Raw genomic sequence first — 20,896 nt, forward strand, 5'->3', positions numbered from 1 at the left:
CGATGACGCCCTTGGCCAGCGTTTCCGCCTCGGCCGAGCGCTCACGGTAGTTGATCGCGACGGCAGCGCCGGCGTCCGCCAGCATCTTGACGATTGCAGCACCAATGCCACGCGAGCCGCCGGTCACCAGCGCCACATGTCCGTGCAGACTGTTTGTTGTCATCGGCAGTCCTCCTTTGCGCGTCCGAACAGGTTCGCAAAGGGGGAGGCGGGGTGCAACGCAACCCTGCTCAAATCTGCGTTGCGGCGGACGCCCTTGCGGCAAAAAACCGGCGTTTGCGGCCGGAATCGGCCTTGCGTCCGGCGCAAGCCGGCGGCAATGGTTGAGGCGTCACTTCCAGCCACCCACGAGAGTCCGATGAGCAAACTGATTGTCCGCGCCGGCGATTTCACCTTTGACGCCCGTTTCGAGGAACAGCTCGCGCCGAAGACGGTCGCCGCCTTCCGCAAGGCGATGCCGTTCGAGAGCCAGGCGATCCATGTGCGCTGGAGCGGCGAGGGCGTCTGGATGCCGCTCGGCGATCTCGATTTCGGCGTCTCCTACGAGAACCACACCAGCTATCCGGCGCCGGGCCAGATCATCCTCTATCCCGGCGGCATCAGCGAGACCGAGATCCTGCTCGCCTATGGCGGCGTGCATTTCGCCAGCAAGATGGGCCAGCTCGCGGGCAATCATTTCATCACGCTGACCTCGGGGCTCGAGAACCTCACCGCCTTCGGCAAGACGGTGTTGTGGAAGGGCGCGCAGAACATCCGCTTCGAGGAAGTCTGATGTGACCGAGGCCCGCTATCCGCGCGATCTCCGCGGCTACGGCCGCACGCCGCCGGATCCGAAATGGCCGGACGCTGCGCGCGTCGCGGTGCAGTTCGTGGTCAATTTCGAGGAAGGCGGCGAGAACAACATCCTGCACGGTGATCGCGCCTCGGAAGCGTTTCTCTCCGACGTGCTGGGCGCGCAGCCCTGGATCGGCCAGCGCCACGCCAATATTGAAACGATGTTCGAATACGGCTCGCGGGCCGGTTTCTGGCGGCTGTGGCGGATGTTCACCGAGCGCAAGCTGCCGACGACCGTGTTCGGCGTCGCGATGGCGCTGAAGCGTAATCCGGATGTCGTCGCCGCGATGCAGGAGGCCGGCTGGGATATCGCCAGCCACAGCCTGCGCTGGGTCGAGCACAGGGACATGTCGGAGGACGAGGAACGCGCGGAGATCGCGCGCGCCATCGCCGTGCATACCGAGGCGACCGGCGCGCGGCCGCTCGGCTGGTACACCGGCCGCTCCTCGATCAACACGCTGCGGCTTTTGATGGAAGCGGGCGGTCTGCGCTATCTCTGCGACTCCTATGCCGACGATCTGCCGTACTGGATCAAGGCTGCCGGCACCGACCCGCATCTCGTGATCCCCTACACGCTCGATGCCAATGACATGCGCTTCATCAACCCGCAGGGTTTTGGCGGCGGCGATGAGTTCTACACCTATCTGAAGGACAGTTTCGACGTGCTCTATGCCGAGGGCGCGACGTCACCCAAGATGATGTCGGTCGGCCTGCATTGCCGCGTCGTCGGCCGTCCCGGCCGCGCTGCCGCGCTGATGCGCTTCCTCGATTACATCCAGAAGCACGAGCACGTCTGGGTGCCGACCCGGCTTCAAATCGCCGAGCATTGGTACGCCAATCTGAAGCATCTCGCCGCGGATGCGTTCGAGATCGGCTAGATGGCGGGATCTTGCAGGGATCGCGCGCAACAAACTCCGGTGTCGTCCCTGCGAAAGCAGGGACCCATAACCACGAATGCTGATTGTTACGCAACGCTGGAACGACAAATCCCTTTCACAACATCCGCCGCGGAGTATGGGTCCCTGCTTTCGCAGGGACGACATCTTTGTGTGGCCAGAGCTGTTTGTCATTGCGAGCGAAGCAATGACGCCGATGGTCAGTGCCCGGCCATATGCCGGCCGATTTCCGTGAGGTCGGCCTCGCTGGCACGGGCCTCGTGGACGAACGCGCCGTGGAACATCACGACCAGCCGGTCCGATAATTCCAGCAGCTCATCGAGGTCTTCGCTGACCAGCAGCACCGCAGCGCCGCGGTTGCGGGCGGCCATGATCTCGGCGTGGATCTGCGCCACCGCCGCGAAGTCGAGTCCGAAGCAGGGGTTGGCGGCGATGAGCACCTCGACGTCGCCCGAGAGCTCGCGCGCCAGCACCGCGCGCTGCACATTGCCGCCCGAGAGTGCTGCGATCGGCGTCTCCGGCGTACGGGTCTTGATCTTGTAGCGATTGATCTTGCGCTCCGCATCGTCGCGGAACGCCGAACGATTCAGCCACCAGCCGCCGCGCGCGAACGGGGCGCGGTCGAACTCGCGGAACGCGATGTTGTCGGCGACGCTCATGCCGCCGACACAGGCGTTCTTCAGCGGTTCTTCCGGCAGCAGCGACATCTTGTGGCGGCGCATCTCCTCGCGGCTTGCGGCATAGCCCTCGCCCTGGACGCGGATCACGCCGCTCTCGGCTTCGCGCTGGCCGGCCAGCACCTCGACCAGCTGGCGCTGGCCGTTGCCGGAGACGCCGGCGATGCCGACGATCTCGCCGCTCTTCACGCTCAGCGACACGCCGTGCACGGCAATGGCGCCGGCATCGTCAAGCGCGGTGAGCTTGTCGAGCTCGAGCCGGGCCGCGCCGGTCTCGCCGGTGCGCGGCGGCTGCACCGTCAGCTGCTCGGCGCCGATCATGGTGCGGGCCATCTCGTCCGGCGTCAGATCGGCGACCCGGCCGGTGCCGGCGGGCTTGCCGCGGCGCAGGATCGTGACGTCGTCGGCAAAGGCCATCACCTCGCGGAATTTGTGGGTGATCATCAGGATGGTCAATTCGCCCGCGACCACCATGGCGCGCAGCATGCCGAGCACCTCATCGGCCTCGCCCGGCGTCAGCACCGAGGTGGGCTCGTCCAGGATCAGGAAGCGGCGCTTCAGATAGAGCTGCTTGAGGATCTCGCATTTCTGGCGTTCGCCGGCCGAGATGGCGGAAACCTTGGCGTCGAGCGGCACCTTGAACGGCATCCGCGAAAGGAAAGCCTCCAGCTCCCTCTTCTCCTTGCGCCAGTCGACCACAGCGGGCACGTCGTCGCGCGCCAATACCAGGTTCTCGGCCACTGTCATCGCCGGTACCAGGGTAAAATGCTGGTAGACCATGCCGAGCCCGAGCGCATGCGCGTTCTTGGGATTGGCGATGCTCTGCTGGCGGCCGCCGACGATGATGTCGCCTTCGGTGGCGTGGTAGTAGCCCATGATGCATTTCACGAGCGTGCTCTTGCCGGCGCCGTTCTCGCCGAGCAAAGCGTGGAATGAGCCGGGACGCACCTTGAGCTCGACATTGTCGAGCGCCAGGAAATCGCCGAACCGCATCGTCACGGCGATGGCGTCGACGCCGAACGCGCCTGATGGTGCGGGCGGTTCGCCGATGATCACGACAGCGCCCCGATCAAGTCGGCGGATTTCGTCACCGCGCCGAACACGCCGCCCTGCATCTTGATCATCTTCAGCGCGTGGTCGTGATTGCCTTTGTCGGTCGCGCCGCAGCAATCCTCGACCAGCACGCATTCGAAGCCGCGGTCGTTGGCCTCGCGCATCGTGGTGTGGACGCAGACATCGGTGGTGATGCCGGTCAGCACGATGTTCTCGATGCCGCGCAGCCGCAGCATCAGTTCGAGATCGGTGGCGCAGAACGAGCCCTTGCCGGGCTTGTCGATGATGGGCTCGCCCGGCAACGGCGCAAGGTCGGAGATGATCTCCCAGCCCGGCTCGCCGCGCACCAGGATGCGGCCGCATGGGCCGGGATCGCCGATGCCGGCGCCGATCTGGCGCGAGCGCCAGCGCTTGTTGGCGGGTAGATCGGCAAGATCAGGCCGGTGACCTTCGCGGGTGTGGATGATGTGAAAACCCTGCGCGCGCATCACCGCGAGCAGCTTCCTGATCGGCTCGATCGGTGCCCGCGTCAGCGAGAGGTCGTAGCCCATCTTGTCGACATAGCCGCCGACGCCGCAGAAATCGGTCTGCATGTCGATGATGATGAGCGCGGTGTTCTCCGGCCGCAAATCGCCATTGTAGGGCCAGGCGTAGGGCTCGGATTTGATGAAGCGCTCGGGCATGGATGATCTCGCGGTCTATCGGGTGATGGACAATTCGGCGGGCGCGCCGGTCAGCGTGCGCTTCGGCGAGCAGGTGATGATCATGATCGCAAGCGTCAGGATGTACGGCGCGGCATTGAACAGATGATAGCCGGAGGTGATGCCGACCGATTGCAGTGCGGGCCCGAGCGCGGCAGCGCCGCCGAACGCGAGCGAGGCCCACAGGCACAGCATCGGGTCCCAGCGCGCGAAGATCACCAGCGCCACCGCGGTGATGCCCTGTCCCGAGGAGAGGCCTTCGTTCCAGCTGCCGGGATAGAACAGCGACAGGAACGAGCCGCCGATGCCGGCGAGGAAACCGCCGACCATGGTGGCGCGCAATCTGATCAGCAGCACCGAATGGCCCATCGCGCGCGCCGCATCGGCGCTTTCGCCGGCGGTGCGGATCAACAGGCCCCAGCGCGTCGCTTTGAAGGCCCAATAGAGCAGCGGCGCGATCGCGACGCCGATCAGGAACAGCACGTTGATGCGCAGCGCCGCGCGCAGTTGCGGCACGTCGCTCCACCAGCCGAAATCGATCGCCGGCAGCCGCGCCGCCGTCGGCTCGATCAGCGGCTTGCCGAGGAAGAAGGCCAAACCAGTTCCGAGCAGCATCAGCGCGATGCCGACCGCGATGTCGTTGACGCGCGGCAGCGAGCAGATGCCGGCATGCAGCGCGCCGAACAGCGCGCCGGTGATGCCGGCGGCAAGCACGCCGAGCCATGGCGAGCCGGAGAGATAGGAGATGCCGTAGGCGCTCATCGCGCCCATCACCAGCGTGCCTTCGAGGCCGAGATTGATGCGGCCACTGCGCTCGGTGATGCACTCACCGAGGCTGACGAACAGGAACGGCGTCGAGACGCGGATGGCGCCGCCGAACACGGCGAGCGGGACGGTCCAGAGCCCGAGCGAAGCATCCGCCATGTCAGGACTTTCCCTTCAGGAAGCCGATCCGTCCGTAGAGCGCATCGCTTGCCAGCACGAACACGAAGATGATGCCTTGCAGCACCAGCACCGAGGCGTCGGGCAGGCCGAGCCGCCGCTGCAACAGGCCGCCGGAGGCCGAGATGCCGCCGAGCAGGATCGCCACCGGAATGATCGCGAGCGGATTCTGCCGCGCCAGGAACGCGACCAGGATGCCGGTGAAGCCGTAGCCGGCGGCGAGATTGGCATTGGTGCGGCCCTGGACGGCTGCAACCTCGATCATGCCGGCGAGACCTGCGCAGCTGCCGGCGAGGAAGCAGACGGTGAGGATCAGCTTGCCGACGGAAAGCCCAACGATCTTGGCCGCGCGGATGTTGCCGCCGGCGACGCGCGCGGCGAAACCGAAGGTGGTGTGATAGATCAGCACGTAGGCGGCAACGGCCGCGACGAGGCCGAACACCAGGCCCCAATGCACGTCGGTGCCGGGAATGCTGCCGATCATGTTGGCGGCGCCGATCTCGCGCGTCGACGGCTTGTTGAGGCTCGCCGGATCGCGCATCGGCCCCTCGACCAGATGGTTCAGAATCGCGAGCGCGATATAGACCAGCAGCAGGCTCGAGATCGTCTCGTTGACCCCGCGATACTGCCGCAGGCCGCCGGACAGCGTGATCCAGAGGCCGCCGCCGATCATGCCCGCGATCACCATCGCGGTCTGCACCACGATCGGCGCCGCGCCCTGCAACGCCAGCGCCGCTGATGTCGCCGACAGCGCGCCGATCAGAAGCGCGCCTTCGCCGCCGATGATCACCATGCCGAGCTGCGCCGGCAGCGCCGTGCACAGCGCGGTGAGGATCAGCGGTGCTGCGCGAGTCAACGTGTTCTGCCAGGAGAAGGCGGTGCCGAACGCGCCGTAATACATGTAGAAATAGAGATCGAGCGGGTTCTTGCCGTAGAGTGCAACGAAGCCGCCGAACACCGCGAGCGCGCCGACCAGCGCCGCGCCCGGGATCAGGATGTATTCGATACTCGCGCCGGTGCGCTGGAGGAAGCCGGGATCGGCGGCCGGAGCAACGCCGGCCGCCTCCACCGATTCCGCCGCCTCGGTGGTCACGCGGTGGCTCCGATCACGCCGTCGACCAGATAGTCCATCTTCTCGAGCTCGGGATCCTGCTGGCCGCGGTCGGTGCCGCCGGCGATCACGGTCTTGCCCTTGTTGTCGACGAGCGGGCCCTTGAAGATCGCGAACTCGCCCGACATGAACTTGGCCTTGACGTCGTCGGCATGCTTGCGCGCCTCGGCCGAAACCATCTCCCCATAGGGCGAGACCTTGACGATCTCTTCCTTGAGGCCGCCGCGATAGAAATTCGGGATCGCTTCACCCGCGGTGATCATCTTGACGAATTTCGGATAGAGCGCCTCCCAATTCCACTCGGCGCCGGTGAGATAGGCCTTCGGCGCCAGCGGCGACTGGTTGACGTGATAGCCGCACACCATCGCGCCGCGGCGCGCGGCGTTCTCGACCATCGTCTTCGGTCCGTCGACATGGCAGGTCAGCACATCGACGCCCTGGTCGATCAGGCTGTTGGTCGCCTCGGCTTCCTTGACCGGCATCGACCAGTCGCCGGTGAAGATCACCTGCGTGGTCGCCTTCGGATTGGCAAGGCGTGCGCCGAGCGTGAACGCGTTGATGTTGCGCAACACTTGCGGGATCGGCTTGGCCGCGACGAAGCCGAGCTTGCCGCTCTTGGTCGAATAGCCGGCGACGATGCCGGAGATGTATTGCGCCTCGTCGATATAGCCGAAATAGCTGCCGGCGTTCTTCGGGTCCTTGTCGGTCCACAGGCCGCCGCAATGCTCGAAGTGCATCTTCGGAAACTTGCCCGCCATCTTGACGACGTGCGGGTTGTAATAGCCGAACGAGGTCGGAAACAGCAGCGTGGCGCCGTCGAGATTGATCATGGACTCGATGGTCTTCTCGACCGCGTCGGTCTCCGGCACCTTCTCTTCCTCGACCACCTTGATGCCGGGAAGCTTCTTCAGCGCCGCCGCGCCCTGCGCGTGGGCCTGGTTGTAGCCATAGTCGTCGCGCGACCCGACATAGATGAAGCCGACCGTGGTTTCCGCTGCCGCCGCGCCGCGAACGCCGAGCGTGCTGCCGACCGCCAATGCCGCGCTTCCCTGCAACAAATGCCGTCTTGAAATCCTGCCAAAATCCATCGCCTGCTCCCTCCGGCGGGGCCTGCCCGCCTGTCCTTGTCGCGACCGCGTAACGGCGGCGCGTGACGGAGTGTCGCAAGCTTCGTGCCAGAGCACGTTTGGCGATCATTGTTCCGTAAGCGACTGAATATACATGAGAATGCTAATCGGTGTGAGGAGGCTCGGAGCTCGATCGAGATTGATTTGCCTATTTTGCGATCTGTTGGTCGCCGTTGTATGCAATGCCGTTAAGCAGTCGCTAACCGCCGGGCGGCCGCTGCGAGCCCGGTCGGGGGCGGTGCTGAAGGCGCCATTTGCCGGCTGGTGAATCGGGGCCGGCCTGCTACGAGTGAAGCGGGCTGCGGCGCCGGGGCGGATTGATGGGAAACAGCATGAGCGAGACAAAACCGTCTTCGAATCCGTCCTCCCTCGGCGACGAGATCGTGGCGCGGATCGTTCAGCTGGCGGCGATCTCGGAGACGCCCGAGCATCTGGCGCGCGTCTTCCTCACCGAGGAGCATCGCAAGGCGGCCGATCTCATCCTGTCCTGGATGCGCGAGGCCGGCATGAGCGCGCATCTCGATGCGATCGGCAATGTCTGCGGCCGCTACGAGGGCGAGCGGCCGGGCCTGCCGGCCCTGATGCTCGGCTCGCATTACGACACCGTGCGCGACGCCGGCAGGTGGGATGGGCCGCTCGGCGTCATCACCGCGATCGCCTGCGTCGCCGATCTGAACCGGCGCGGCAAGCGGCTGCCGTTCGCGATCGAGATCGTGGGCTTCGCGGACGAGGAGGGCGTGCGCTTTGCCTCGACCTTGCTCGGCAGTCGCGCGGTGGCCGGCACGTTCGACGAGAGCGTGCTCAACACCCGTGATCGCGCCGGCATCTCGATGCGCGATGCGCTGATCGCCTTCGGGCTCGATCCCGATCACATCGGCAAGGCAGCGCGCGCCCGCCGCGAGCTGCTCGGTTATGTCGAGCTGCATATCGAGCAGGGGCCCGTGCTGGAGGAGAAGGCGCTGCCGGTCGGCGTCGTCACCGCGATTTCCGGCGCGACCCGGTTGGCGGCCAATCTCACCGGTATGGCCGGCCATGCCGGCACCGTGCCAATGCCGCTGCGGCGCGATGCGCTCGCCGGCGCTGCCGAATGCATCGTTGCGATCGAGGCGTTTTGCCGGAGCGACGAAGCAGGCCTGGTCGGCACCGTCGGCTATATCAACGCGATGCCCGGCGCCACCAACGTGATCCCGGGCAAGGTGTCCTTCACCATGGACATCCGCTCGCAGAGCGACATGCATCGCAAGCGCGCCGTCGCCGACATCGTGCGGCAGGTCGAGGCGATCGCCAAGCGCCGCGAGCTCGCCTTGCAAATCGACGTCACCCATGAGAACCGCAGCGTGCCCTGCGCGCCGTGGCTGAAAACGCAGATTGCGGAAGCGGTCGCCGCCGAGGGCCATGCCGTGTTCGAGCTGCCGAGCGGCGCCGGGCATGACGGCATGGCGATGGTCGATATCGCCGATATCGGCATGATCTTCGTGCGCTGCCGCGGCGGGATCAGCCACAATCCGGCCGAGCACGTCGAACTCGCCGACGCCGACACCGGTGCGCGGGTGCTGCTGCGCTTCATCGAGAATTTCCGAGCGCACGTTACAGTGAATAGCTGAAGCTGCCGGTCCCGGGCGGTCGTCCGTCCGTGCCGAATCCGGACAATGTGACCGCCATTGGCTGGCACAGGCCGCCTATTTGCGCCCCCGCCGTGAAGCGCTAGACTTGCGGCAATTGGGGAGGGCAGGACATGAGGTCGTCCGTCGTCCAGGACGTTCAGTTCCCAAAACAACCGGCGTTGCAGCTGATCTATGACACTGCACCGATCGGTCTTGCCTACCTCTCTCCCGACTGCCGTTACCTCCAGATCAACCAGCGCCTCACCGAGATCTGCGGCATCTCGGTCGAAGGCCATCTCGGACGCACCGTGCACGATTGCGTGCCCGCGCTCGCCGCCGCGGTCGAAGGCATCGTTCGGTCGATCATGGAGACCGGGCAACCCGTCACCGACGTCGAGGTCTACGGCCAGCGTCCGGGTCACAATGACGAGCGCTGCTGGATCACGCATTGGCACCCGCAGCGCGAACCGAACGGCAGCATCGTCGGGGTCAATGTTGCGGCCGAAGAGATCACCGATCGCAAGCGCAGCGAACGCGAGATCCGTGCCGCGCGCGATGCGGCCGAGAAGGCCTTGCAGCATCTGCAGGAGACCCAGGCGTCGCTGATCGAGGCGGAAAAGCTCGCCGCGCTGGGCCGGCTGGTGGCCGGCGTCGCGCACGAGATCAACAGCCCGGTCGGCACCAGCCTCACGGTCGCCTCGGTGCTGGAACAGAAATGCGCCGACTTCGCTGCCGAGGCTGCGCGCGGCAAGCTGAAGCGATCGACCCTGAGCGATTTCATCGAGGTCGTCGAAAGCGCGTCGTCGCTGCTGGTCGGCAACCTCAAGCGCGCCGCGGATTTGGTGCAGTCGTTCAAGCAGGTGGCCGTCGATCGCAGCTATTTCGACCGCAGCCAGTTCGATCTCGGCGAGGTGACCGAGCAGGTGCTTTCGAACCTGCGCCCGGCCTTGCCGAAGAACAATCTGGCGCTCGCGGTCGATTGCCCGTCCGGTCTTGCGATGAACAGCTATCCCGGCCCTTACGGCCAGGTGCTGACAAATCTGTTCGTCAATTCGGTCGCGCACGCGTTTCCGGACGGCAAGGGCGGCACGATCACGATCCGGCTGCGCGCGTTGGGTGCGGATCAAGTGGAAATCCTGTTCGCCGACGATGGCTGCGGGATGGAGGATGACGTGCTGCGGCAGGCCTTCGATCCCTTCTTCACCACGCGCCGCGACATCGGCCGTATCGGGCTCGGTCTCCACATCGTTCACAACATCGTCACGAACCGGCTGGGTGGCGAGCTCCATCTGGATAGTGCCCCGGGAATGGGGACCAGCGTGCGGATCACGCTGCCGCGCCTGGCGCCGCAGCGCGGAACCGATAGTTGACGCCCCCGGGCGCTCAGAAGGAAATACTCCCCGGCATTCGGGCTGGAAAACGTCCTTCCAAGGAACCGGCGCAAAAGGCATTCGACTACCCTTGCTTCTGCCCCCGAGGTCGCGACATCATGGGCTATTCCTGATGGTTACGACGATGAGCCAATCCGCATTCGATCCCTTCGGTGAACCGGTCCCCGCAGTCGATTCTTCGGCCGCGAGCGAAAGCGTGTCGAAATGGCTGAAGACCGCGGGCACCAGCGTGTTCTGGGTGCTGGTGGTCGGCATCGTGCTGGCCCGCGCCGTCTACTTCGAACCCGGCGTATTCAGCTTCGAGCGTGCCGTTGCCTGGGCGCAGGGTCTGTTCGCCGCGCTCTGACCGCAGCTACGCGCGGCGGCGTCTTCGCCTTCGCTTCCCGAATGATCCCCTCGAACGCGACCGCCGCCGGCACGTCGAGCCGGCCGGGCGATTTGAGCTGCCACAGCGTGCGCTCGATATGGACGCCCTTGATCGGGATCACCTTCAGCTTTCCGAGCTTCACCTGATCGTCGATCGTCGCAACCGACACGATGGCGACGCCGACACCCGATGCCACCGCCTGCTTGATCGCCTCGGTGCTGCCGATCTCGAGCGTGCGCTGCGGCTCGACGCGGTGCGCGGCGAGCGCCTGCGCCACCACCTCGCGCGTGCCTGAGCCGGGCTCGCGCACGATCAGGATCTCGTCGTTCAGTGACCGGACGTCGATCGGGCCTGCGGCGGCTGCGAAGCGGTGATCGGGCGCTGCGATCAGCACCATCACGTCCGTGCGCCAGGCTGCGCTGGTCAGGGCTTCGTCCTCGACCGGCCCCTCGACCAGCGCGATCTCGATCTCGTGCCCCAGCATCAGCGCGGCGATGTCGCTGGTGTTGGCGCTCACCACATGCAGGTCGATGCCGGGAAAGGCGCGGTGAAACACGCCGAGATATTCCGGGATCATGTAGGTCGCGATCGTCGTGCTGGCGCCGATCCGCAGCGAGCCGCTGTCGAGGTTGCGCAGCGCCTGCAACTCGTCCTCGGCGGCGCGCTCGGCCGCGAACAGCGTCTCGGCATGCCTTGCCAGCGCCGCGCCCTCCCGGGTCGGCCGCACCCCCTTCGGCGTCCGGTCGAGCAGCCGGCAACCGACCTGCAACTCGAAATCCCGCACGCCCTTGGAGATCGCCGGCTGGCTGATGTGCAGGAGGTCGGCGGCGCGGGAGAAGCTTCCACTTCTCGCCACGGCCGCGAACAGGCGGAGCAGATGCAGGTTGAGGGACATAACTTCTCTCTATCGGGGCAGTCCGAAAATATATTAGCCAAGAGGCGGCCTCTGGCGCATAAAATCTTCTCCGAAAAGAGGATTTCGTGCCGGAACAAGAACAAGACCAGGGGCAGAAGCCGGGGGCGCTGAGGCGCATTTTCCGGCTCATTCCCGGCATTCTGCTCTGCGGAATGGTCACGGTCATCTCGCTCGGCATCCAGGCCGCCGAAGAGCGGGTTTTCGATCACCCCTATATCGAGGCCCTGGTCGTCGCGATCCTGCTCGGCATGGCGGTGCGGACCGCCTGGGAGCCCTCGGAGCGCTGGCGCTCGGGCATTGCCTTCAGCGCCAAGCAGCTGCTCGAGGTCGCGGTGATGCTGCTCGGCGCATCGATCAGCTTCGCCGCGATCCTGGCGTCGGGCTGGCTCCTGATCGGCGCCATCGCCGCGACCGTCGTGATCATGCTGGCGGTGAGCTATGGCCTCGCCCGCCTGCTCGGGCTCAAGGCCAAGCTTGCGATCCTGATCGCCTGCGGCAATTCGATCTGCGGCAACTCGGCGATCGCCGCGGTGGCGCCGGTGATCGAGGCCGATGGCGACGACATCGCCTCGTCGATCTCGTTCACCGCCATCCTCGGCGTGCTGATGGTGCTCGGCCTGCCGCTGCTGATCCCGCTCCTGAAGCTGACGGCGACGCAATACGGCATCCTCGCCGGCCTCACGGTCTATGCCGTGCCCCAGGTGCTGGCGGCGACCGTGCCCGCCGGCATCGTCTCGACCCAGATCGGCACGCTGGTGAAGCTGGTGCGGGTGCTGATGCTGGGCCCGATCGTGGTCGCCCTCTCGCTGTTCGTGGCGCGGCGGCGCAAGGCAAGCACCGGGGCCGGCGCCGCCGAGGAAGGCACTGCAAAGACCGCCTCGATCAGCCCGTTCAAGCTGGTGCCCTGGTTCATCATCGGCTTCCTGGTGCTCGCCGCGCTGCGCTCGTTCCAACTCGTGCCCGACATCGCGATCGCGCCGGTGACGAAGACGGCGGCGATCCTCACCGTCGTCTCGATGGCGGCACTCGGGCTCGGCGTCGATGTACGCGTGCTCTCGACAGTCGGCGGCCGGGTAACGGCCGCGGTCACGCTGTCGCTGATGCTGCTGCTGGCCTTGAGCATCGGCCTCGTGCACTTCTTCAAGTAGCCGCCTGTGGCGGCTACTCGGCAGCCTTCGCGGTCTTGCCGAACATCCGCGTCGGCGCCGCAAAGCCGCAGGACGTGCCGTCGGTGATCTTGACCTGATCTTCCCAGGGCAGGCGGAAGCGGCCTGACACCATGTCCTGCATGAACGTGTAGGGACAATCCATCGCGCCGCCTTTCACCGCGACGTAGCCGCGGTGCCAGAGCTGATAGATGTTATTCTCGACGCCCCAGTTGATCCGCGCCTCGCGCACGAGGTCGGGCCGCACCTCGGCGGTGATGATCTCGTCGGCCCGTCCCGTGGTGCCGTGCACGATGATGCTGCCGTCGAAATTGACGATCATGCCTTCGCCCATCGAGTCGAACGACCCGTCCGAGCCGCACATGCAGACATTGGCGGTCACCATCAGGTTCTGGAACGCGTTGGCCTGGTTGGTGAAGCGCCAGCTGTCGCGGATCGGTGCGGTGTAGCCTGCGGTGCGGATCATGATCTCGGCGCCCTTGTAGGCACATTCGCGCGCCATTTCCGGGAACATGCCGTCGTGACAGATGATCAGCGCGATCTTCGCGCCGTTCGGCCCGTCGATCACGGGAATGCCGATGTCGCCCGGCTCCCACGGCTCGACCGGAATCCAGGGATGGAATTTGCGGTAGTACAGCTTGATCTCGCCGTGATCGTCGATGATCAGGCCTGAATTGTAGGGATTGCCATGCGGGTTGAACTCCATGATGGAGAAGCAGCCCCAGATCCTGTTGTCGATGCAGGCCTGCTTGAAAGCCGCGACCTCGGGCCCGTCGAGCCGGCACATGATCTCCGGATTGGTATCCATCGAGAGGCCGTGCAGCGAATATTCGGGGAATACGACCAGATCCATGGTGGCGAGATTGCGCCGCGCCTTGCCAACCATCCAGACGATGCGCTCGGTCTGCCGTGCCAGATCGGCCTTGGTCGCAACCACGGGCAGTTGCAGCTGCACCAGTCCGATCACCACGCCATTGGGCGATTTGTTGAGGCCGCCAAGTCCATTCATGCCTGTCCTCCCGCTTGTTTGAAGCGTTGTCATTTCGCGAACGTTCGTCGCCGCTCGTTCGGGCTCTGGGCCAGCTCTTAGCTAGCAACGATCATGCCAGCAGGATTAAGCGATGCGCAAATCAAGCGGATGAGGGCAGGGCGAACGGCCGGGCGCGTGTCCCAAGCAATTGAGATGCGGGGCATTTCGGGCGATTGAAGGGGACGGCACTATCATTGCGCAATGGCACGCGGTTTGCTTAATCAAGCGCGGGTCTTCTCGCATTCGGGGCGTACGTCATGGCGAATTCAGGCGCGACAATCGCGGCGGAGCCGGGGCCGATCACGCTCGACTGGAGCAAGACTGCGCTCGTCATCATCGACATGCAGCGCGATTTCATGGAGCGAGGGGGCTTCGGCGAGACGCTCGGCAACGACGTCAGCCAGCTTGCCCGCGCGGTAAAGCCGATCGCCGAGGTGCTCGCGGCAGTGCGCGACGCCGGCCTGCTCGTGGTCCATACCCGCGAGGGCCATCTGCCCGATCTTTCGGACGCCCCACCGGCAAAAGTCGAGCGCGGCGCGCCTCGCTTGCGGATCGGCGATCCCGGGCCGATGGGGCGGATCCTGATCCGCGGCGAGGCCGGGCATGACATCATCCCCGAGCTCTATCCGCTCGACGGTGAGATCGTGATCGACAAGCCCGGCAAGGGCGCATTCTACGCCACCGAATTCGGCGACATCCTGCAGAAATACGGCATCGAGAATCTCCTGGTCTGCGGCGTCACCACTGAAGTCTGCGTCAACACCACGGTGCGCGAAGCCAACGACCGCGGCTATCGCTGCGTCGTGATCTCGGACGGCTGCGCGTCCTACTTTCCGGAATTCCACGAGATGGGCCTGAAGATGATCAAGGCCCAGGGCGGCATTTTCGGCTGGGTCGCCGAGTCTGCCGCGGTGCTGGCGGCGCTCGCTGGCTAGAGCGTGATGAGATTGGGACGCGGACTCATCAACGCGTAGCCTTGGCCGGATCGAGGCAAGCTGGATGAAGGCGAGGTAGTTGCCGCCCTAGCGACCGGGCGTTGCGGTCGAGCAACACTCCTTGGAAAAGCGTCGGCCCAACGGATTCCGCCCATTGCGCGTTTCCATTTGATCCGAATGATCGATGCCGTCACGTGCTTGGCTGTGCAACAGGGCTCGGATCGAGCCTTTGGAGGCTTCGGGATGATGAACCCGCGGCGAATTGCGACGGTGACGCCGGAGTTGTGCGGGACGGTCGTTCTCGCAGGTTGGCTCTTTGCCTGGCTTGCCGGCTCTGCCGGCATCGGGAACACCGGAGCAGTGCCCATCGAGGGACTAGCACCATCTCTCGCCGCCAATGCCGAACTGGCTGATACGCGACAGGCAACTGCAGTCGCCAACGTGAACGCTGACGTGGCGATGGCTGCCGAACCCGTGACGTGGCCGGCCTCCGACGCGACGGCCGCGCCGCCGGCAGGCGTCATGGGCAGCGCTGTCGCCAACGCCGATGCGGCGATGGCGGTTGAATCGATGCCGGCGCCGCCGGCCCCTGATGCGACAGCGACCTTGAGCGAACCGAAATCAATCGTCGTGGCTGCGTTGCCGGATTCGTCGCAGATGCTGCCGGTTGAAACATCGCCGGAGCAAACGGCGATAGCGAGCAGGCCTCCAGTGTCGAGCGACACCAAGGAGGGCGCGAGACCCTTGGATATTTTCGAAGAGTGCCTCGTCGTTGATGTGTGCATCGACCGGTATTTGTGGGCCCTCTACGAGCGGACGCCCAAGGAAGACACCATCAGCGTACAAGAGCAGCGGAAAGTGACGGTCAAAAGGAAGCGCAAGACGGTGACCGTCACCAGGACGTTCACCAGGCGCGTCGATAACGATTTCACGTGGAAGGATCCGAAGGCGGCGGAAAGAATGGCCATGCCGTTGATGGACTACGTGATTGGAGGGGTGGATCGGAGATTCAAGCTCAAGCTCTTTCACGCGCTTTACGCGGCGGAGCAGGCCGGTTTGTCGCCCGGGATAACCAGCGCGTTCCGCGATGACTACCGTCAATCGATCGCGAGCGGCCTGAAGGCGGCGTCCGACAAGTCATACCACGGAGGGAGCTTCCGCGGCGGCTATGGCCACGGGCTTGCCGCAGATGTCGTGAGCGTCAAAGGCGCGACGCGGGCGGAGCGTTGGGTCTCCACCGAGGCCCTTTGGAAATGGATCGATGCGCGTGGATCGGATTTTGGAATCGGGCGACCGTATCTCGATCGAGATCCGCCGCATGTCGCGCCGATAGACGGCAAGGAATACGCCGCTCACCGCGGCGTGACGAAAGCTCAGCATGCGGAAGCGGATACCAAGAAGCGCAACCGGGGCGCTGTGCGGGTCGTGGCGAAACGATCAAAAACCGCAAAAGCGTCGAAGGGGAGAACGATCTGACCGGGTTCGGCTGCGCCTTTCAACACGACGCAGGCAAGAATGCCTAGCAATCCCATCATTGTGCAAAAATACGGCGGCGCCTGTCTCGAAACGCCGGCAAAAATCCGCGCAGTCGCGAGCAGCGTCGCCGACTTGCATGGCCGTGGCCATCGTGTCGTGGCGATCGTTTCAGCGATGGGCAAGACCACCGACGAGCTCGTCAGGATGGCCTATCAGATCAGCCCGCATCCTAATCGCCGCGAACTCGATATGTTATTGACCACCGGCGAGCGCATCAGCATGTCCTTGATGAGCATGGCGCTGTCTGATCTCGGCGTGCCGGCGATCAGCTTTACCGGCAGTCAGGCCGGCGTGATGACCGATGGATCCCATTCCTCCGCACGCATTCTGGATGTGCGGCCGACTCGTGTGCGTGAAGAGCTCGATCGCGGACGCATCGTGGTTCTGGCGGGCTTTCAGGGCGTGAATCCGCTGACCAAGGAGATCACGACGCTTGGCCGGGGTGGCAGCGATACCACCGCGGTCGCCATGGCTGCGGCACTCCAAGCGGAGTGCTGCGAGATTATCAAGGAGGTCGACGGAGTCTGCTCGGCTGATCCGCGCATCGTCGCAAATGCAAAAACCTTGCGTCAGCTGGATTTCGCATCCCTATCCGAAATGTGCTTCTGGGGCGCCAAGGTGCTGCATTTTCGCTGCGTGGAGCTGGCCGACAGCCGAAACGTGCCCTTGGTCTTGAGAAAGTGGGGCGGCGCTCGACACAGCACGCAAGTGATGAAGGAGGTCGCGGACATGGAGAACGGAAGAGTCCTGGCCGTCAACTCGATGGCTCGCATCGAGCATGTGGAGATCGATTCGGCGGACCTCAATCAAGGCTTTGAGAAGTTCGCGCAGCATCTCAAGCAAAACGCCTTGCCTTGGCCGCAACTCCTCGCCTCGGCTTTCGCCGCCGAAAAAACCCGCATCATGATGACTTCCGATTCGGAGACGCTCGACGCGTTGCTGCGCACGTTGGAGAGGAGCAAAGACCTGCGCAAACAGCGCGAGACTCTCAGTTCGGTGAGCCTCACCTGCTTCGGCGGTATTTCTTCGGACCTGCCATACAAGGCGGTTCAGATTCTGCAACGTCACGGGATCATCGCCGACAAGTATGTCTTGTCATCGCATTCGGTAAGCTTCTTTGTTCCGACGGAGCGCCGTGAGGCTGCGGTCAGGGCCTTGCATTCGCTGATCTAGTTGAAACCTGGTGAAGGGGCAATGTCGCAGAAGCCCGCAAATGCCATATGCGATAGCCTTGGGGCGAGGTGACGCTTGCACAATTTCGGAATATTAGAAGAATATCCCTGACTTGCCCGACGTGTCAAGTTGCCTGGTCGAACGCCGGACGCCGCCGGCTACTTTGCATGGGGTTGTTTTCGATATTTTGGCCGCGCCCCCGGCGAGAGCCCCATCACTTCATATTGCCCTAGCCGCCTTTCACCGCGCCCGCCGTCAGCCCCGCGACGATCTGCCGTTGCGCCATCACGGTGAGCAGCAGCACCGGCGCGGTCACGATCAATGCTGCGGCGGCGAGCGGGCCCCAGCTCAGCTGGTCGAACGAGATCATGTTGTAGACCGCGACCGGCAGCGTACGGGTCTCGCGTCCGGCCAGCACGATGCCGAAGACGAAATTGTTCCAGGAGAAGATTACCGCGAGGATGAAGGCGACCGCGAGCCCGGGCCTCGCGATCGGCAGCGCGACATGGCGGAACACCTGCCAGCGGGTGGCGCCGTCGATCAGAGCGGCTTCCTCGAGCTCCAGCGGCGTGGTCTCGAAATAGCCGATCATGATCCAGATCACGATCGGCACGGTGACCACGAGGTGGATGATGATCTGCGGCACCAGCGTGCCGAGCAGGCCGAGCCACTGGAACAGCAGGAAGAGCGGGATCAGATACGACAGGCCCGGCGTGATGCGCGCGATCAGGATCACGATCGCCGATTTGTGCGCGGCCATCCGCGCAATGCCGTAGCCGGCGGGCACGCCGACCAGCATCGCCAGGGCGGTGGCGCAGCCGGTGACGACAAGGCTGTTGGTGAAATAGGTCAGGAAGCGGTTCGACGCGAACACGTCGGCATAGTTCTTCCAGGCGATATGCTCCGGAAAGAACACCGGAGGATAGGAGGCGTTGTCGATCTCGAATTTCAGCGACAGCGAGGCCATCCAGAGGAAGAACAGGATCGCCGGCGAGACGATGACGAACACCGACAGCCATAGCCCGATCCGGCCGAGGATATAGCGCGGGTTCATGCGTCGCTCCCGAGCTGCGACGTCCACAGCAGGCGCTTGCGCAAGTAGAGCAGCAGCGCCGCCAACGCGACGATCAGCAGGAAGAACACCACCGCGATCGCCGAGCCGTAGCCGAGGTCGTAATAGACGAAGGCGACGCTGTAGAGATAGACGTTGATGGTCTCCGACGCCGAGCCCGGCCCGCCCTGGGTGATGGCGAAGATGATGTCGAAGCTTTTCACCGCATCGATCATGCGGATCATGCCGGCGATGAACAGGAACGGCATGATCAGGGGAAGCGTGATGAAGCGGAACACCTGCCAGAAATTGGCGCCGTCGATCTGCGCGCTCTCATAGGGCTCGGTCGGGATCGCGGCGAGGCCGCCGAGCACGATCAGCATCACCAGCGGCGTCCATTGCCAGGTCTCGACCAGCACCAGCGATGGGATCACGGTGGTTGGGTTGAACACCCAGAGCTGCGGCGGCAGGCCGACCAGCGACAGCAGATAGTTCAGCACGCCAAGCTGCGGGTGGAACATCATGGTCCACACCAGCGCGATCGCCACCGGCGTTGCCATCATCGGCATGATGAAAATGCCGCGTAGAAAGCCGCGCGCGGCGAATTTCTGGTGAAACACCACCGCCGCAAGCGTGCCGAACACCAGCGGCAGCAATACCGACAGCGCGGTGTAGGACAATGTGTGTCCGACCGCCTCGACGAAGCGCGGATCGGTCGGCAGCCGCAAATAGTTGGCGAGCCCGACGAAGGTGGTGGGCGAACCGACCTTCCATTCCTGCATGCTCATCCAGATCGTGAACACCCAGGGAAAGATGATCACCGCCAGCACCACGACGAGCGCCGGGATCACGAACGGCCAATAGGACGGCGGACGCCACTCACGCGCCGGCGCAACGTTCTCGGTCGTTGCCGCCGGCTCAGTCTGTGTCACCACGCTCACGCTTTTTCGCTACGCTCCAGGATGGGGCGGAATTGCTCATGCGCCTTCTTCAATTCGGTAGCGGGATCGGCGCCCGACAGCGTCGCGGTCAGTGCCGCACCGACGATGTCGCGGAATTCAGCGACCGGGATGATGACGGGCAGGCCGAGCTTGGAGATCTTGGCGGAATCGACCACCGATTGCAGCCATTCCTTGGTCTTGACGCCCTTGGCGACCTCGGCATCATCGACGATGGAGTTGCGGAACGGAACGCCGCCGCCGGCTTGCAGCAGGCGCGCGCCCTGTCCCTTCGAAACCACCCATTGGCAGAGCAGATAGGCGGCTTCCTTGTTCTTGCTGGCGGCTGCGATGCCGACGCCGTCGCCATAGGTCGATGAGAAACTGCCCTTGGGGCCGGCGGGCACCAGCGTGTAGCCGACCTTGCCGACGACGCGTGAGGCGGCGGGATCTTCCAGCGGCGGCGCCCAGCCGTCGGCGTCGATCCACATCGCCGATCTGCCTTGGGTGAAGGACGCCATCGACTCCATCCAGTTGAAGCCGGCGACGCCGGGCGGCGCGCATTTGGTCAGCAGCCGCTGATAGAGTTTTGTCGCTTCGACGGCCTCGGGGCCATCGGTCAGGATATTGCCCTTCGCATCGAGGAATTCGCCGCCATAGTTCAGATAGAAGTTGGTCCACATCGCCATGTTGGCGTTGCGCAGGCCGCGGCCGACGAAGCCGTAGATGCCTTCCTTGGGATCGGTGAGCTTCTCGGCGGCGACCGCCATCTCCTCCAGCGTCTTCGGGACCTCGACGCCCTTCTTCTGGAACAACTCCTTGTTGTAGTAGAGGATGAAATAGTCGACCGACCACGGCAGCGACAGCATCTGGCCCTTGTCGTTGCGTGCGTATTGCAGGCCGGCTGCGGAGAAATCGCTCTCGACGAGGTCCGGCAGCGTCAGGCTCGGATCCTTGAGATAGCCCGACATGTCGGCGAGCCAGCCGGCCTTCTCGAATTGCCGCTTCTGCACGTGATAGCTGAGGTGAACGACGTCGAAGCTCGGCTTGCCCGACGACAGTTCGATCACGCATTTCTGGCGCTGCTGCTGCTCGGGGACCTGCTCCGATTCGACCTTGATGCCGGTGAGCTCGGTGAATTCCTTGATGTATTTTTGCAGATTGTCGCCGCGCGGTCCCTTGGCGAGGCTGACTTCGAGCGTGGTGCCGGAATATTTCTTCCAGTTGACCTCGGCGCGGGCCGGAAATCCGGTCAATCCAACCGCGCCCGCGGCGGCCGTGCCCGCCAGCATCTGCCGGCGCGAGATCAGGTGATGCGACATGTTTCTCTCCCAGGGACTGCTTCTTGTTTGGGAGGGATACTAGCGTCTTGCTTCTCTGTGCCTAGCCCCTACGAGCGCGGCGCCGCTGCATAACGCCGCGCCGCGCATCCTCCTAAACCCGTCACC

Annotated in this window: 20 protein-coding genes; 9 read left to right on the forward strand and 11 right to left on the reverse strand. The window is 64.5% G+C overall.

What is annotated here, in order from left to right:
- The coding region (locus H8A95_RS13210; RefSeq protein WP_229183607.1) for an SDR family NAD(P)-dependent oxidoreductase at positions 1-163 on the reverse strand (163 nt) is incomplete at its 3' end.
- 195 nt (positions 164-358) lie between these two features.
- On the opposite strand from H8A95_RS13210, the gene H8A95_RS13215 reads away from it, so the two are divergent.
- Together H8A95_RS13215 and puuE are read left to right on the forward strand one after the other, a co-directional pair.
- Complete coding sequence (locus H8A95_RS13215; protein WP_050631209.1) at positions 359-772, forward strand: DUF3830 family protein; 414 nt, start codon at positions 359-361, stop codon at positions 770-772.
- Between the two features lies 1 nt (position 773).
- Entirely contained in the window at positions 774-1,712 is a 939-nt protein-coding gene (gene puuE, locus H8A95_RS13220; RefSeq protein ID WP_229183571.1) for an allantoinase PuuE, read from the forward strand.
- A 218-nt stretch (positions 1,713-1,930) separates the two neighbouring features.
- On the opposite strand, the gene H8A95_RS13225 is transcribed toward puuE, so the two are convergent.
- The 5 genes from H8A95_RS13225 to H8A95_RS13245 are packed head-to-tail and all read right to left on the reverse strand — an operon-like array spanning position 1,931 to position 7,302.
- Positions 1,931-3,463: an ABC transporter ATP-binding protein gene (locus H8A95_RS13225; RefSeq protein ID WP_229183572.1), complete on the reverse strand. Its 1,533-nt coding sequence runs from the start codon at positions 3,461-3,463 to the stop codon at positions 1,931-1,933.
- Positions 3,460-4,143, reverse strand: coding sequence for a biuret amidohydrolase (gene biuH / locus H8A95_RS13230; protein ID WP_229183573.1), 684 nt, complete (start codon positions 4,141-4,143; stop codon positions 3,460-3,462). The genes H8A95_RS13225 and biuH overlap by 4 nt, the downstream gene beginning before the upstream one ends.
- 15 nt (positions 4,144-4,158) lie before the next feature.
- On the reverse strand, positions 4,159-5,085 hold the full coding sequence (locus H8A95_RS13235; RefSeq protein ID WP_229183574.1) for an ABC transporter permease: 927 nt from the start codon (positions 5,083-5,085) through the stop codon (positions 4,159-4,161).
- A gap of 1 nt (position 5,086) precedes the next feature.
- On the reverse strand, positions 5,087-6,196 hold the full coding sequence (locus tag H8A95_RS13240; protein ID WP_229183575.1) for an ABC transporter permease: 1,110 nt from the start codon (positions 6,194-6,196) through the stop codon (positions 5,087-5,089).
- Positions 6,193-7,302, reverse strand: coding sequence for a BMP family ABC transporter substrate-binding protein (locus tag H8A95_RS13245; RefSeq protein ID WP_229183576.1), 1,110 nt, complete (start codon positions 7,300-7,302; stop codon positions 6,193-6,195). The genes H8A95_RS13240 and H8A95_RS13245 overlap by 4 nt, the downstream gene beginning before the upstream one ends.
- A 371-nt stretch (positions 7,303-7,673) precedes the next feature.
- Between H8A95_RS13245 and H8A95_RS13250 the strand changes: the two genes are divergently transcribed.
- From H8A95_RS13250 to H8A95_RS13260, 3 genes are all read left to right on the forward strand, one after another.
- On the forward strand, positions 7,674-8,945 hold the full coding sequence (locus tag H8A95_RS13250; RefSeq protein WP_229183577.1) for an allantoate amidohydrolase: 1,272 nt from the start codon (positions 7,674-7,676) through the stop codon (positions 8,943-8,945).
- A gap of 131 nt (positions 8,946-9,076) precedes the next feature.
- Complete coding sequence (locus H8A95_RS13255; RefSeq protein WP_229183578.1) at positions 9,077-10,315, forward strand: ATP-binding protein; 1,239 nt, start codon at positions 9,077-9,079, stop codon at positions 10,313-10,315.
- Positions 10,316-10,460: 145 nt separating this feature from the next.
- Positions 10,461-10,682: a hypothetical protein gene (locus tag H8A95_RS13260; RefSeq protein WP_229183579.1), complete on the forward strand. Its 222-nt coding sequence runs from the start codon at positions 10,461-10,463 to the stop codon at positions 10,680-10,682.
- Here the strand turns inward: H8A95_RS13260 and H8A95_RS13265 are convergent.
- Positions 10,630-11,598 carry a LysR family transcriptional regulator gene (locus H8A95_RS13265; protein WP_229183580.1) on the reverse strand — a complete coding sequence of 323 codons (969 nt, stop codon included), beginning with the start codon at positions 11,596-11,598 and terminating at the stop codon, positions 10,630-10,632. The genes H8A95_RS13260 and H8A95_RS13265 overlap by 53 nt on opposite strands.
- Before the next feature lie 173 nt (positions 11,599-11,771).
- On the opposite strand from H8A95_RS13265, the gene H8A95_RS13270 reads away from it, so the two are divergent.
- Entirely contained in the window at positions 11,772-12,767 is a 996-nt protein-coding gene (locus H8A95_RS13270) for a YeiH family protein (protein WP_229183608.1), read from the forward strand.
- Positions 12,768-12,780: 13 nt separating this feature from the next.
- Here H8A95_RS13270 and H8A95_RS13275 read toward each other — a convergent pair whose 3' ends face one another.
- Complete coding sequence (locus H8A95_RS13275) at positions 12,781-13,794, reverse strand: formamidase (protein WP_229183581.1); 1,014 nt, start codon at positions 13,792-13,794, stop codon at positions 12,781-12,783.
- Positions 13,795-14,072: 278 nt separating this feature from the next.
- Between H8A95_RS13275 and H8A95_RS13280 the strand changes: the two genes are divergently transcribed.
- From H8A95_RS13280 to H8A95_RS13290, 3 genes are all read left to right on the forward strand, one after another.
- Positions 14,073-14,750, forward strand: a complete 678-nt coding sequence (locus H8A95_RS13280; RefSeq protein WP_229183582.1) for a cysteine hydrolase family protein — start codon at positions 14,073-14,075, stop codon at positions 14,748-14,750.
- 246 nt (positions 14,751-14,996) lie between these two features.
- Positions 14,997-16,226, forward strand: a complete 1,230-nt coding sequence (locus H8A95_RS13285; protein ID WP_229183609.1) for a peptidase M15 — start codon at positions 14,997-14,999, stop codon at positions 16,224-16,226.
- Positions 16,227-16,265: 39 nt separating this feature from the next.
- Positions 16,266-17,459: an aspartate kinase gene (locus H8A95_RS13290; RefSeq protein ID WP_229183583.1), complete on the forward strand. Its 1,194-nt coding sequence runs from the start codon at positions 16,266-16,268 to the stop codon at positions 17,457-17,459.
- 229 nt (positions 17,460-17,688) lie between these two features.
- Here the strand turns inward: H8A95_RS13290 and H8A95_RS13295 are convergent, their stop codons facing one another.
- The 3 genes from H8A95_RS13295 to H8A95_RS13305 are packed head-to-tail and all read right to left on the reverse strand — an operon-like array spanning position 17,689 to position 20,770.
- On the reverse strand, positions 17,689-18,513 hold the full coding sequence (locus H8A95_RS13295) for a carbohydrate ABC transporter permease (protein WP_146985232.1): 825 nt from the start codon (positions 18,511-18,513) through the stop codon (positions 17,689-17,691).
- Complete coding sequence (locus tag H8A95_RS13300; protein ID WP_163161793.1) at positions 18,510-19,451, reverse strand: carbohydrate ABC transporter permease; 942 nt, start codon at positions 19,449-19,451, stop codon at positions 18,510-18,512. The genes H8A95_RS13295 and H8A95_RS13300 overlap by 4 nt, the downstream gene beginning before the upstream one ends.
- On the reverse strand, positions 19,448-20,770 hold the full coding sequence (locus tag H8A95_RS13305) for an ABC transporter substrate-binding protein (RefSeq protein WP_229183585.1): 1,323 nt from the start codon (positions 20,768-20,770) through the stop codon (positions 19,448-19,450). Before H8A95_RS13305 ends, H8A95_RS13300 begins: the two co-directional genes overlap by 4 nt.
- Between the last annotated feature and the right edge of the window lie 126 nt (positions 20,771-20,896).

This window comes from Bradyrhizobium oropedii, from assembly GCF_020889685.1.
In the GTDB taxonomy this organism is placed as follows: domain Bacteria; phylum Pseudomonadota; class Alphaproteobacteria; order Rhizobiales; family Xanthobacteraceae; genus Bradyrhizobium; species Bradyrhizobium oropedii.